Genomic DNA, 13660 nt, shown 5'->3' with positions numbered 1-13660 from the left:
CGTTCCTTTCGTTGTGCGTGCAGTTTCGGCTATCCGGCCTTTTGCGCGTTGTACTGCCGCGAAGGTGCGGTCGAGCGGCGCACGACATCGGCGATTTTCGTCAGCTCTGTGGCAAGCGGGTTTGTCTTGCGCCAGATCATTCCGATTATACGGGCAGGCTGCGGGTCTTTGAACCGTGTTACTGAAACCGGGGCCGAGCGTGTTTCGACATCGACCGCCATTTCCGGGATGAGAGTGACACCGATACCCGCGCTGACCATCTGCACAAGTGTCGCAAGCGAACTGGCGTCCAGCCCTTCGCGTTGGCGGCTTGTCTGGATGTTGCAGAACGAAAGCGCCTGATCACGAAAGCAATGGCCTTCTTCCAGCAACAAAAGTTTCATTTCCCGCAAAGCGTCGCGGTCGGGCACCGGTTTGCCCTCGTCCCCCAAGGGGCGCGCCAGTACAAAATTTTCCGTGAACAGCGCAACCTCGGTCAGCGACGGTTCCGAAACAGGCAGGGCCACAATGGCGGTATCGATGCGCCCGTCCGCCAGTTCCTGTATCAATTTGTGCGTCATCGTTTCACGCACATGAATGTCCAGCCCGGCATGGGTGCGCGCAAGGCCGGTGATGATACGCGGCAGAAGATAGGGTGCGATGGTCGGGATCACCCCGATGCGCAACCGCCCGACCAGACGGTCCCGCGACGCGCGCGCCAGATCGCCCAGTTCGTCAATCGAGCGCAAAATCTCGCGGGTGCGCAGGGCAAATTCTTCGCCGAACAGGGTTAGCCGCACCTGTCGCGCACCGCGTTCAAACAGGACCGCCCCCAATTCCTGTTCCAGTTCCTTGATCTGGACCGACAGGGCCGGTTGCGATATCGCACAGGCCGCCGCCGCGTGCCCGAAATGGCAATGCCGCGCCAGCGCTTCGAAATACCGCAACTGTTTCAGCGTGAAATTTATCATAAGCGCAGGTTATTGCAGTCATCAGTTTTTTCAACTTAAATAAATTGCGCCGGTTTGATATAAGCAGGGTCAGACCGTATGACTTTCCGGCATTCTGGCCGGGAATCGCTGCGGATAAATCTATTCAGTCATCACAACCAAAATCGGAGAGCGCCATGGACGGAAATGATATTGGAACCGGGGGCAAATGCCCTGTTATGCACGCAACTTTCGGGACGCGATCGAACCGGGATTGGTGGCCGAACCAGTTGAACCTCAGAATTCTGCACCAGAATTCCCCGCTGACCGATCCGACCCGCGGGCGGGTGAACTATGCCGAAGCCTTCAAGAAAGTTGACCTGAAAGCCCTGAAGGAAGACATCTACGCACTGCTGACCGATTCACAGGACTGGTGGCCGGCGGATTACGGGCATTACGGCCCGTTCTTTATCCGGATGGCATGGCACAGCGCGGGCACCTACCGTACCGCAGACGGCCGTGGCGGCGGTTCGTCGGGATCGCAGCGCTTTGCGCCGCTGAACAGTTGGCCAGATAACGGCAACCTGGACAAGGCGCGCCGCCTTCTGTGGCCGATCAAGAAAAAATACGGCAACAGCGTTTCCTGGGCGGATCTGTTCATCCTCGTCGGCAACTGCGCCATTGAATCGATGGGCGGCAAGACTTTTGGCTTTGGCGGCGGTCGCGAAGATATCTGGGAACCCGAAGAAGACATCTACTGGGGTGCCGAGGAAACATGGCTTGCCACCAGCGACAAACCCAACAGCCGCTATAGCGGTGATCGCGTACTGGAAAACCCGCTGGCGGCTGTCCAGATGGGCCTGATCTACGTCAACCCCGAAGGTCCGGATGGCAACCCCGATCCTCTGGCATCGGCGCGTGACATTCGCGATACTTTTGCACGCATGGCGATGAACGATGAAGAAACCGTGGCTTTGGTCGCGGGTGGTCACACCTTTGGCAAGGCGCATGGCAACGGCGATGCCGCTTTGGTCGGGGTAGAGCCGGAAGGCGGCGACATGGCCGCGCAAGGCTTTGGCTGGCTTAGCACACATGGATCGGGCAAAGGCGTCGATACAATCACCAGCGGAATTGAAGGCCCGTGGACACCCACACCGACCACGTGGGACATGAGCTATTTTGACGTTCTTCTGGGATATGACTGGGAACTGACGAAAAGCCCGGCAGGGGCCAACCAGTGGACACCGAAGGCCTGCCAGAACGCCGCCGAGGCGCCGCAGGTCGATGGTAACGGAACCGTGCCGCTGATGATGACAACCGCCGATATGGCGATGCGCATGGATCCGTCGTACGAGAAAATCTCGCGCCACTTCCATGCCAATCCGGATGTGTTTGCCGATGCGTTTGCGCGTGCGTGGTACAAGCTGACCCACCGCGATATGGGGCCAATCTCGCGGTATCTGGGGGATGAAGTGCCTGCAGAAGAGTTGATCTGGCAGGATCCGATCCCGGCCGTTGATCACGATCTGGTCGACGAAGCGGACGTTGTCGCGCTGAAAGAAAAAATTCTGGCGTCGGGTCTTTCGGTGTCTGAACTTGTGACAACGGCATGGGCGTCCGCATCAACCTATCGCGGGTCCGACATGCGCGGCGGAGCCAACGGTGCGCGTATCCGGCTTGCCCCGCAAAAAGACTGGGAAGCGAACCAGCCCGACCAACTGTCCAAGGTTCTGGGTATACTGGAAACCATTCAGTCAGAGTTCAACGCGGCGCAAACCGGCGGCAAGAAGATATCGCTGGCCGATCTGATCGTACTGGGCGGTGGCGCGGCCATCGAACAGGCGGCCAAGGCGGGTGGTCATGATGTGCAGGTGCCGTTTGCACCGGGGCGCATGGATGCCTTGGAGGAGCAGACGGACGTTGAATCCTTCGATGTGCTGGAACCGGTTGCAGATGGCTTCCGCAACTACCAGAAAGCCAGCTATTCTGTCTCGGCAGAAGAAATGCTGGTGGATCGCGCGCAATTGCTGACATTGACCGCCCCGGAAATGACAGCGCTTGTCGGCGGGATGCGGGTGCTGAACACCAATTTCGGCGGAACGGATTACGGTGTTTTCACCGACCGTCCCGGCACGCTCAGCAATGATTTCTTTGTGAACCTGATGGATATGGGCACGGAATGGAAAGCAACCTCTGAGGCCGAGGACGTTTTTGAAGGCCGTGACCGTGCCAGCGGCAAGGTCAAATGGACAGGCACCCGCGTGGATCTGGTGTTCGGATCAAACTCGCAATTGCGGGCCGTGGCCGAAGCCTATGCCTGCGACGATGCCAAGGACACCTTTGTTCAGGATTTCGTCGATGCGTGGACCAAGGTCATGAACGCCGATCGTTTCGATCTGGCCTGATGGGCTGACTAAGAAATGTCTGGGGCGCGGTCTAATTTGGCCGCGCCCTTTTTTATGGCTTGGGGCAGGGGCCCAACGATCCGCGCAGGCACAGGCGCGTATCAAGTTCGATGCTGGTATCGGGCCCGTTTCCTGCCACCATCGCAATCAGGTGTTTGGCCGCCTGGCGGCCCATTTCGCGATGCGGAACATGCACTGTGGTGATTTCAGGGGTCAGAACTGTCGCCAGTTCGATATCGTCAAACCCGGTGATCGAAACATCCTGCGGCACCCGCAGACCCATCTGGATGGCCTGACGCAACGCGCCTGCCGCCAGCACATCGTTGCCGCACATCACGACTGTCGGGCGATCCTTGGCTTGCATCAAATCACGAAAGGCGGTGCCACCTTCCTCAATGCCATAGGGAACTTCGGTCAGTTTCATCAATTCGGGCGATACCCCGTAATCCGCCATCGCCGCCCGAATACCTTCCACCCGGGCGCGGGCGCGGTCATTTGCGGCCTGTTGTGCTGAAATGACGCCGATGTGGCGATGGCCCATGTTCAGGACCGCAAACGCCAGGGATTTCATCGCCTGCTTGTTGTCAAATCCGATCGACAGGTTGGGGTGCCCTGCATCATAGACCCATGCGCTTAGCACTGGCACGGACTGGCGTTGCAGAAACCGGTAGATCGCGGGATCGCGGTGGTGCCCGATCAGCAGCAGCGCATCGGCACCGCGGGCCACCAAGGTGCGGATCTGTTCGGTTTCCAGCTCTTCGCGGTAGGACGAACACGCGACCAGCAGCGTGATACCATGTTCGCGCAATTCTTCCTGAAAGGCGTGGATACCCCGCGCAAAAACCGCGTTTTCCATGGTCGGGATGACAGCACCGATGGTGTTCGTGCGTTTCGCTGCCAGCGCGCGCGCCCCGAAATTCGGTGAATAGTTCAGTTTCTGAACCGCGGTCATCACCTTGCTGCGGGTGTGTTCCGCCACCTGACTGGGCGAATTCAGACAGCGTGAGACCGTCGCCGTCGAAACGCCGGCCTCGCGCGACACGTCTTCCAGTGTGGGCGTCGATATCTTGTTCAATCCCTGACTTTCCCGTTGCCTGTGTGCATCACCCTACAGCAGCCATTCGCAATTGCGAAGAGCAGGCTTTGCTTTGAGTTGTAAATGTAAGCGCTTGCAAATTGAAATGTAAGCGCTTACAGATAAAAAGCAGACGGCGGCGCGAACAACCGCAAAAACGGACAAGGGGGAGGTTTAATCATGTATATGGCAATCGCCGCAATCTTGTTCGGCGTCTATTTCCTGAACGTCACACTCGGTGCCTTCGGAGGAGGAGGGTTTCTGAGTGATGTGCCCGAACTGCTATTGCTGACAGTTTCGGTGCTGTTTTTCGTTGCGGCCATTCTGCTGCGCGAAGCGGCGGAGAAAAACAAACCAAAACAAGACTGAACCAACCCGGGAGGAAGACTTTGGACAACGAACTCAAATCGGCATCACGCCGCAATTTTCTGAAACTGACAACTGGCGGTGCCTTCACTGCGGCAATGGTCGCGGGCGCCGCAGGTACCCTTTGGTCGACCCAGGCTGTGGCCCAGACCGCCAAGGAAGAACAGGACCGCGAAGCCGCCGCAGAACACACGATGACAATCGCCACGGCCTATGTGCTGGGCGCATCGCGCAGCTATCCGATTCTGCAACTTGATCTGAAAGAAAACATCCAGAACGCCACCAACGGCAAGGTCTACGTCAAGCTGGCGCCGGGCGGCCAGTTGGGTGCAGGCGGTGCTTTGGTGCAGAAGGTGCAGGGTGGCACTATTCAGGCTGCGCAACATTCGCTGGCCAATTTTGCCGCGTTTGCACCGGCGGCCGACCTGATCAACATGCCGTATTTCTGTGGTTCGAACCAGCGTTTCACTAATCTGGTGCATTCGGATGCGTGGAAAAGCGATGTCGAGGCAAATGTCGAGGCCAAGGGCTTCAAGGCGCTGTTCTATGTCGTGATCGACCCGCGCGTCGTGGCCGTGCGCAAAGGTGGCGCAGGGGCCGTGATCACGCCCAGCGATCTGGCCGGTGTCAAATTCCGCGTACCGGGATCGAAAATGCTGCAACAGTACTACAAGATGGTTGGCGCAAACCCGACACCTGTGGCGTGGGGCGAAACACCGTCCGCGATCAAGCAGGGTGTGGCAGATGCGCTCGACCCGTCTGTTGGTGCGCTTTATGTCTTTGGCTTCAAGGATATCCTGAGCCACGTGACATTCACGCAGGCCGTACCGGACAGTCAGGTGTTTTCCTGCAATCTGGAATGGTTCAACTCCATGCCCGCCGATGTTCAGGAAGGCATCATGGTCGCCTCGGAAATCACCGGCCACCAGAACCTTGCCAAGGTACCGTCGGCCCGCAACTACGCGATGGCGGAACTGCGCAAATCCGGTGTTGAATTCCATTCCCTGTCCGATGACCAACTGGCCGAATGGAAGGCTGCAGGTGGCTATCAGCGGTCCGAATGGGACGAATTCAAGGTCGAACTGGCCGGATCGATGGAGGCCTTTGGCAAGCTGGAAGAAGCTGCCGGCACCCAGGGGCGCTATTACGTCCACGACGCCTGATCCTGACGCCGCCGGTGCAGGCCACCGGCGGCGCACTTCCTTCTTCAGCAGCACTGCGTGAACCGGGCCATTTGCCCGATCCCGCCTGCGCGCCATGAAAGTGAATGAAATGGGACAATTCCTGAGCAATTTGAACAAGAACGCAGAGCGCTGGGCGCTGCTGTTTTTCTACGTGCTGCTGGTGGTGACAATGTTTGTCGAAGTCATCCGGCGCGAAGTGTTTTCCTATTCGTCGATCTGGGGCGAAGAGATTGTGCGCTATTCTTTCATTTATCTGGCATGGATCGGTGCCGCATCCGCGGTACGCGAACGCGCGCATATCCGCATCGACGTGATCATGCATTACGTGTCACGCCGCACCAAGGCGATGATCTATATCCTGGGCGATATCGTGATGTTCGCGGTCGCTGTGATCGCGCTTTACTGGTCGTTTGAAACGGTACTTGTCTCGCTCAAATTCGGCTCTGTCAGCCATGGCCTGCGGGTTTCGATGGTGTGGTTCCTTGCGGCGGTGCCTATCGGGTTTTCGCTGCTGATCCTGCGCCTAGTCCAATCCTTCCTGCGCGATGTCGCAGACCTTCGTGCGGGCAAGCCCGTCTACGAAGGTGACAAACTTTTTGATTGAGGGGCGGGGCCATGCTTTTTCCAACATTACAAGACCAGACCGTTGTTCTGGGATGGGATTTTTACGGACCGGTTCTGCTGTTCGTGGTGCTGTGCGCCCTTGCCATTCCGATCTGGGCCTCGATCGGGGCTGCCGCCATTCTGATGCTGTTGCTGTCAGGCGCGCTGCCGTTGTCACTGCTGGGGGAATCCCTGTTTGACGGCATTGATGCCTTCGCACTGACTGCCGTGCCGCTGTTCATTCTGACGGGGGATGTGCTTGTTCGCACCGGGCTTAGCCGGAAATTCCTGAACGTCGCCGAAGCGCTGACCTGCTGGACCAAGGGCGGCTTCGGATCGGCCACGGTGCTGGTCTGCGGTATGTTTTCCGCGATTTCGGGTTCCGACGCGGCCGGGGCTGCGGCCGTCGGGCGCATGACAATCGACCGGTTGGTCGAATCCGGCTATCCGCGCCCCTACGCCTGTGCCCTGGTTGCGGCGGGCGCCTGTACCGGCGTTCTGATCCCGCCGTCAATTGCCTATATCATCATCGGTCTTGTTCTGGGGATATCCGCATCCACCCTGTTTATCGCCGCGCTGATCCCCGGTGTTGCGATCCTTGTCGCCATCCTTGTCACCAATCTGGTGATGAACCGGATCTACGCCTATGAAGGTGGCGGCCAGATGACGATGGGCGAATGGGCCGGCAATCTGGGCCGCGCCATTGCCAGCGGATGGTACGCTTTTCTGGTGCCGGGCATCATTTTCTACGGCATCTTTTCGGGTCGCCTGACACCGACCGAAGCGGGCGCAACAGCGGTGATCGTCACCATCATTCTGGGTTTCATCCTGCGCACGCTCAGGTTTTCGGATTTTCCGGCGATGCTGATCAGTTCGGCCAAGGTGAACGGTGTGATCCTGCCGATCATCGCGTTTTCCCTGCCGCTGGCACAGGCGCTGGCGATCATGGGGGTGCCGCAGGGGTTCGTGTCTTCCGTATCGGCCCTGACCGATGATCCGACAATGTTGATCCTGCTGATGATCGGTATCCTGATCCTTGCCGGCTGCGTGATGGAAACCACGCCCAATATCGTGATCCTTGCCCCGATCCTCAAGCCGCTGGCGGATTCGATCGGGATGCACGAAATCCAGTTCTGTATCATGATGATCACCGCGCTGGGTGTCGGCTTCATCACACCACCTTTGGGCCTTAACCTGTTTGTCGTGTCCGGAATTACGGGAGAATCCGTTCTTCGCATTGCGTCACGGGTGGGTCCGTTTGTATTCTTCATGCTGCTCGTGACTTTGCTGATTGCCTATGTTCCGGCAATCTCGCTGACGATGCTGCCCGACAACTTGCGATAACAGGAGGCCTGAATGGCACGTGAATATTTGAAAAAGGCCAAACTGACGGCCAAATCCGACGCTTCGGACGTGCATCAAACGGTCAGCACGATACTGGCCGAAATCGAAGAGGGTGGGGACGCCAAGGCGTTGGAATACGCCGCCAAATTCGACAACTACAATGGCCCCGTTTTGCTGAGCGCGGAAGATATCGCGGCGGCTGCGGACAAGGTGCCGCAACGCCTGAAGGATGACATCGCATTCGCCCACGACAACGTGCGCCGCTTTGCGCAGGTGCAGAAATCGACGATGACGGATGTCGAACTGGAAGTTGTACCGGGTCTGATCGCGGGGCAAAAGGCGATCCCCTGTCAGGCGGCTGGATGCTATGTGCCTGGTGGGCGTTACAGCCATATCGCCAGCGCCATCATGACAGTCACAACCGCCAAGGTGGCCGGATGCAAGCACATCGTAGCCTGTTCGCCGCCACGCGCGGGTGAAGGTATCGCGCCTGCCATCATCTATGCCGCCAACCTGTGCGGTGCCGACAAGATCCTGTCGATGGGTGGTGTTCAGGGCGTGGCCGCGATGACATTCGGACTGTTCGGATTGCCCAAGGCCGATATTCTGGTCGGCCCCGGAAACCAGTTCGTCGCCGAAGCCAAACGCATACTGTTCGGCCGTGTCGGCATTGACATGATCGCCGGTCCGACCGACAGCCTGATCCTTGCCGATGCAACGGCTGATCCGTTCATCGTGGCCACCGATCTGGTCGGTCAGGCCGAACACGGCTATAATTCTCCGGTCTGGCTGGTGACAGACAACCGGGCGCTGGCGGAAAAGGTGATGGAACTGGTGCCCGGCCTGATTGATGATCTGCCGGACGTGAACCGCGAAAACGCCACCGCTGCGTGGCGCGATTACGCCGAAATCATACTGTGCCCCAACCGCGAGGAAATGGCTGCCACATCGGATGATTATGCGCCCGAACACCTGACAGTACAGGCCGCCGATCTGCCATGGTGGCGCGACCGTTTGCAATGCTACGGTTCGCTGTTTCTGGGCGAAGAAACCACTGTCGCCTTTGGCGACAAGGCATCGGGTACGAACCATGTGCTGCCCACATCGCAATCGGCCAAATATACCGGTGGCCTGTCAGTACACAAATACATGAAGATCGTGACATGGCAGCAATCCACCCGCGACGGATCAAAACCTGTCGCCGAAGCGACAGCACGCATTTCCCGACTGGAAGGGATGGAAGGGCACGCCCGCACCGCAGATGCCCGCCTTGCCAAGTATTTCCCCGATGAAACCTTTGATCTGACAGGCATCGAATAACCTATGGCGGACCTGTTCGATGTCAGCGGTAAAACGGTCTGCGTGACCGGCGCCAGTTCCGGACTGGGGCGGGCTGCTGCCACATTGCTGGCGGCGCGGGGCGCAAATGTCGTTGGCATCGCGCGGCGCGCCGATGCTTTGCAGGGATGGCAGGATGATACCGCAGGAAAGACAGCCGCCGTTGTGGCTGATCTGTCAGATCGTGCGGCCTTGTCCGGCATTGCAGAACAGGCGGCGCAGCCTTTTGGCGCGCCTGATATCCTGATCAATGCGGCGGGCCTGAACAATCGTGAACCGGCCGAAGACGTAAGTGCGGCGGGCTGGGACGACACGATCAACCTGAACCTTGCAACGCCGTTTTTTCTGGCTCAGGCAATGGTGCCGGCGATGAAGGCGCGCGGCTGGGGGCGGATCATAAACTTTGCGTCACTGCAATCGCGCCGCGCCTTTGCCAATTCGATCAGTTATGGCGCGTCCAAAGGCGGTGTGGAACAGCTGACACGGGCCATGGCCCAGGCGTGGTCGCCCCATGGCATTACCGCCAACGCGCTGGCCCCGGGTTTTTTTCGCACCGAACTGACCGGACCTGTCTTTGACAACCCCGAATTGGCGCAAAGGAATGCCGATCAAACCTGCATCGGGCGCAACGGCGAACCCAGTGATCTGGATGGTCCGTTGCTGTTCTTCTGCGGGGCCGCGTCGGATTATGTGACAGGGCAACTTCTGTTTGTGGACGGGGGATTTACCGCAAAATGAAAGCACTGGTTTACACCGGCGTGGAAACACTGGAACAGCAGGATGTGGCCCGCCCCGAACCGCGACAGGGCGAAAGCCTGATCCGCATCATGGCTTCGGGCATCTGCGGGTCGGATATGCACGCCTATCTGGGCCATGATGCGCGACGCCCCGCGCCGCTGATACTGGGCCACGAGGCAGCAGGCATCGTTGTGGGCGGGGTCAGAGACGGACGCCGCGTTACGGTCAATCCTCTGGTCACATGCGGGCAATGTTCAAACTGCCAATCAGGGCACACTAACCTCTGCGCCGACCGCCAGATCATATCCATGCCGCCGCGTCCGGGGGCATTTGCCGAATATGTCGTGATGCCCGACAGCAATCTTGTCACCGTGCCGGGCAGCGTGACGCTGGAACAGGCCGCACTGGCCGAACCTTTGGCCTGCGGATGGCACGGGGTGCGTCTGGGGCTGGCGGCGGGTGCACCGGATGCGCGCGCCGTGCGCGGTCTGGCTATCGGGGGCGGTGCCATCGGGCTGGGGGCGGCGCTTTCAATGAAGGCGCAGGGCATCAGGGATGTGACGATAGTTGAACCCAACGAAACGCGGCGCGCGTTTCTGGTGGAAAAATGCGGCTTTCCGGTGATTGCACCGGATGCGCTGTCAGAGGATGACAGCTTTGATCTGGTGGTGGACGGTGTCGGCTTTGCCGCGACCCGCGCCACCGCATCCGCGCGCACCCGCCCCGGCGGGGTGATCGTGCATATCGGACTGGGCGAAGACACCGGTGGGCTGGATATCCGCCGCATGACGCTGCAGGAAATCACCTTTATCGGCACCTATACCTACACCGCCGAAGATTTCCGCCAGACGGCCGCCGCGATATTTGACGGGCGCTTTGGTGCACTGGACTGGATCACGACCCGCGCACTGGCTGACGGGCAGGCGGCATTTCACGAGATTAGGGCTGGTCAAGTGGCTGCCCCCAAGACCATTCTGGTTCCGTCCCACGCGGCCCCGGGCTGACGCCCTTCGGCTTCGCCCGCATACCCTTAAACGAGGAATGACCATGTATAAAAAAATCATCATATCCCTGTCGCTTGATCACGGTATCAGTGCGCGTGCCATCGAAGTTGCCCGCGCGCTTCTGGCCCCCGGCGGTAAAATTCAGGCGGTTCATGTCTATGAACCGATGCAGGGCTCTGTCAGCGCCTATGTGAACGAAGAAGCGGTCGCGCAAGCCATGAAAGGCGCAACACGCGCGCTGGCCAAGCGGGTTGAAAACGCCCCGGACGTAGAGCCAGTGATGATCGAGGGCCATTCCGGTCGCGCTATCACCGATTACGCCGGCGATATCGATGCAGACTGCATCATCGTCGGATCGCACAAGCCGGGATTGCGTGATTTTCTGCTTGGCTCTACCGCGGCGCGCGTCGTGCGTCACGCGCCCTGTTCCGTACATGTTTTGCGCTAGGCAGGGCAAGATTTAACAGACTGAAACCCAGACCATAAACAGGAGAAGCCCCTTGTCCATCCACTCGAGGATCGTGGACGATTTCGTCGCCAATGGCGTTGATTTCATTACCACGGTGCCATGCAAACAACTGGCGGGCGTCATTGACGAAGTCGATGCCCGACCCGAAATTTATCACATCCCGTCAAACAAGGAAGACGAAGGTATGGGGCTGTGCGCCGGTGCGCATATGGGGGGCAAACGGCCTGCGATCATCATGCAGAACACCGCCATCGGCGTAACGATCAACACCCTAGCGACGCTGATCCAGTATTACCGGATGCCGCTGCCGATGCTGATTTCCTATCGCGGGGAATTGCGCGAACCGGTCGCCTGTCAGGTTGAAATGGCGGTGCACACCAAGGCGCTTTTGGCGCAGATGAACATCCCGACCTATCATTTTCACGAAGAAGCGGATGTGCACGAACTGGATACGATCCTGAAATACACGTTCATGTGCAATAAACCTGTTGCGATCCTGACGGACGCATCCTTTTGGGGAGGCTATGGGGATCAATGATCAGATCTGAAATTCTGCGCGAGATCGCGCCCATCCTGCGGGATCATCTGGTGATCTGCAACATCGGCCTGCCCAGTCAGGAAATGCACATGATCGATGACCAGCCGACCAATTTCTACATGCTGGGCACGATGGGTCTGTCTTCCAGCATCGGGCTGGGGCTGGCGCTGGCACAGGACAAGACCGTAATCTCGATCGACGGGGACGGTTCGGTTCTGACCAATCTGGGGACCTTGCCGACCATTGCCAACAATGTGGCCGACAATTTCATCCTGATGATCATCGACAACGGCAGTTATGGCTCGACCGGCGATCAGCCGACCTATGCGGGCAAAAAGACATCGCTGGCCGCCGTGGCAACGGCCTGTGGTTGCGAAAACGTTGTTGAATGCCGTGATGTCGATACCGGTGCTGCGCTCTCGGCGGCGATCGCATCGGGCAAGATGACCGTGCTTGTGGTGAAATGTGACAGTGGCAACGTCAAGGTGCCGGTGATCACAATGGACCCTGTGGTGATCAAGGACCGGTTCATGAAAGCGGTGCAGCAATAGGGCAGGCCATGTCGCGCGCGGCGCAGATACAATCCTACGGTGATGCGCGCCGCCTTGCGCGCCGCGCTTTGCCATGGATGGTATTCGACTATATCGACGGGGCTGCGGGCACAGGCACAGGCGAGGCGGCGAATATCGCGGCCTTGCAAGCCATCCGCCTGCAACCCCGCGTGCTGGTCAATGTGGCGCAGCGCGAACTGGGTGTGCGTGTCTTTGATCACAATTGTGCGCTGCCCTTCGGGATCAGCCCGATGGGCATGTGCAACCTGTCGGCACCGGGGGCCGATCTGATGCTGGCGCGGTTGGCGGCGCGGTGTGAAATGCCGGTGGGCGTGTCTACCGTCGCTTCGACCGCGTTGGAAAAGATGATTGAAACGGCGGATGGGCACGCGTGGTTCCAGCTCTATTACAGCGCTGATGGCCGCGGCAATGACCGTCTGATCGAACGCGCCAAAGCGGCGGGCTATCGCACCCTGATCCTGACCGTCGATGTCCCCGAGGTCGGGCGTCGTCCGCGTGAATTGCGGCGCGGGTTCAAGATGCCGTTCCGCATCGGGCCGCGCCAGTTTGTCGATTTCGCCCTGCATCCGCGGTGGTCGCTGACCACACTGCTCAAGGGGCGGCCCGAAATGGGCAACTTTACAGAACCCGGGTTCGCATTTGATCGCACCGCTAGCAGGGCAGGGGCCGACTGGGATTTCCTGGCACGCCTGCGCGACGGCTGGGATGGCAATCTGGTGATCAAGGGCGTCACATCCGTCAAGGATGCGGTACGTCTGAAATCGGTCGGGGTGGACGCCATTCAGGTTTCCAACCACGGCGGGCGGCAACTGGATTGTGCGCCCCCGCCGATCCTTGCGCTGCCCGCCATCCGCAAGGCGGTGGGGCAGGATTTTCCGTTGTTTTTCGACAGCGGCCTGCGCTCGGGCGAGGATGTGATCAAAGCCTACGCCATGGGCGCCGATTTCGTGTTCTTCGGGCGTGCCATGCAATTTGCCATCGCCGCCGCAGGGGCTGCGGGTCTTGACCAGATGTGCGATGTGTTCGCACAAGAGGCCAGCCTGACACTGGCCCAGATCGGGCGCACGAACCTGACCGGACTGAACGCCTGTTTCAGCGAAACCTGATCCGGTCCCG

Annotated in this window: 14 protein-coding genes; 12 read left to right on the top strand and 2 right to left on the bottom strand. The window is 59.2% G+C overall.

Annotation, left to right across the window (positions count from 1 at the left end):
* Nucleotides 1-29: 29 nt before the first annotated feature.
* Complete coding sequence (locus tag OLX72_RS19415; RefSeq protein ID WP_433989358.1) at nucleotides 30-950, bottom strand: hydrogen peroxide-inducible genes activator; 921 nt, start codon at nucleotides 948-950, stop codon at nucleotides 30-32.
* Nucleotides 951-1105: 155 nt separating this feature from the next.
* Between OLX72_RS19415 and katG the strand changes: the two genes are divergently transcribed.
* Entirely contained in the window at nucleotides 1106-3313 is a 2208-nt protein-coding gene (gene katG, locus OLX72_RS19410) for a catalase/peroxidase HPI (protein ID WP_433989357.1), read from the top strand.
* A gap of 52 nt (nucleotides 3314-3365) precedes the next feature.
* Here the strand turns inward: katG and OLX72_RS19405 are convergent, their stop codons facing one another.
* Nucleotides 3366-4388 (bottom strand): LacI family DNA-binding transcriptional regulator, encoded by a 1023-nt coding sequence (locus OLX72_RS19405; RefSeq protein WP_114869602.1) that lies wholly within the window; start codon nucleotides 4386-4388, stop codon nucleotides 3366-3368.
* Between the two features lie 180 nt (nucleotides 4389-4568).
* On the opposite strand from OLX72_RS19405, the gene OLX72_RS19400 reads away from it, so the two are divergent.
* The 11 genes from OLX72_RS19400 to OLX72_RS19350 all read left to right on the top strand — a co-directional run bounded on the left by OLX72_RS19400 (nucleotide 4569) and on the right by OLX72_RS19350 (nucleotide 13650).
* Nucleotides 4569-4757 carry a hypothetical protein gene (locus OLX72_RS19400; RefSeq protein ID WP_114869603.1) on the top strand — a complete coding sequence of 63 codons (189 nt, stop codon included), beginning with the start codon at nucleotides 4569-4571 and terminating at the stop codon, nucleotides 4755-4757.
* A 20-nt stretch (nucleotides 4758-4777) separates the two neighbouring features.
* Nucleotides 4778-5917 (top strand): TRAP transporter substrate-binding protein, encoded by a 1140-nt coding sequence (locus OLX72_RS19395; protein ID WP_114869604.1) that lies wholly within the window; start codon nucleotides 4778-4780, stop codon nucleotides 5915-5917.
* A 109-nt stretch (nucleotides 5918-6026) separates the two neighbouring features.
* Nucleotides 6027-6542 carry a TRAP transporter small permease gene (locus OLX72_RS19390; RefSeq protein ID WP_114872169.1) on the top strand — a complete coding sequence of 172 codons (516 nt, stop codon included), beginning with the start codon at nucleotides 6027-6029 and terminating at the stop codon, nucleotides 6540-6542.
* Nucleotides 6543-6553: 11 nt separating this feature from the next.
* A complete protein-coding gene (locus OLX72_RS19385; RefSeq protein WP_114869605.1) occupies nucleotides 6554-7885 on the top strand; it encodes a TRAP transporter large permease in 1332 nt (443 codons plus the stop codon).
* 12 nt (nucleotides 7886-7897) lie between these two features.
* Nucleotides 7898-9205, top strand: coding sequence for a histidinol dehydrogenase (gene hisD / locus OLX72_RS19380; RefSeq protein WP_114869606.1), 1308 nt, complete (start codon nucleotides 7898-7900; stop codon nucleotides 9203-9205).
* 3 nt (nucleotides 9206-9208) lie between these two features.
* On the top strand, nucleotides 9209-9961 hold the full coding sequence (locus OLX72_RS19375; RefSeq protein ID WP_114869607.1) for an SDR family NAD(P)-dependent oxidoreductase: 753 nt from the start codon (nucleotides 9209-9211) through the stop codon (nucleotides 9959-9961).
* Nucleotides 9958-10965 carry a zinc-dependent alcohol dehydrogenase gene (locus tag OLX72_RS19370; RefSeq protein WP_433989356.1) on the top strand — a complete coding sequence of 336 codons (1008 nt, stop codon included), beginning with the start codon at nucleotides 9958-9960 and terminating at the stop codon, nucleotides 10963-10965. The genes OLX72_RS19375 and OLX72_RS19370 overlap by 4 nt, the downstream gene beginning before the upstream one ends.
* A 43-nt stretch (nucleotides 10966-11008) precedes the next feature.
* Nucleotides 11009-11413: a universal stress protein gene (locus OLX72_RS19365; protein WP_114872170.1), complete on the top strand. Its 405-nt coding sequence runs from the start codon at nucleotides 11009-11011 to the stop codon at nucleotides 11411-11413.
* 52 nt (nucleotides 11414-11465) lie between these two features.
* A complete protein-coding gene (gene comD / locus OLX72_RS19360) occupies nucleotides 11466-11972 on the top strand; it encodes a sulfopyruvate decarboxylase subunit alpha (protein WP_114869609.1) in 507 nt (168 codons plus the stop codon).
* On the top strand, nucleotides 11969-12523 hold the full coding sequence (comE, locus tag OLX72_RS19355; RefSeq protein ID WP_114869610.1) for a sulfopyruvate decarboxylase subunit beta: 555 nt from the start codon (nucleotides 11969-11971) through the stop codon (nucleotides 12521-12523). Before comD ends, comE begins: the two co-directional genes overlap by 4 nt.
* Nucleotides 12524-12531: 8 nt before the next feature.
* The gene (locus OLX72_RS19350; protein ID WP_114869611.1) at nucleotides 12532-13650 is read left to right on the top strand and encodes an alpha-hydroxy acid oxidase; all 1119 of its coding nucleotides are present in this window, start codon (nucleotides 12532-12534) and stop codon (nucleotides 13648-13650) included.
* The last annotated feature ends 10 nt before the right edge of the window (nucleotides 13651-13660 follow it).

This window comes from Sulfitobacter sp. TBRI5 (assembly GCF_051013555.1).
Lineage (GTDB): Bacteria > Pseudomonadota > Alphaproteobacteria > Rhodobacterales > Rhodobacteraceae > JL08.
This window is presented reverse-complemented; position numbering and strand designations above follow the sequence as displayed.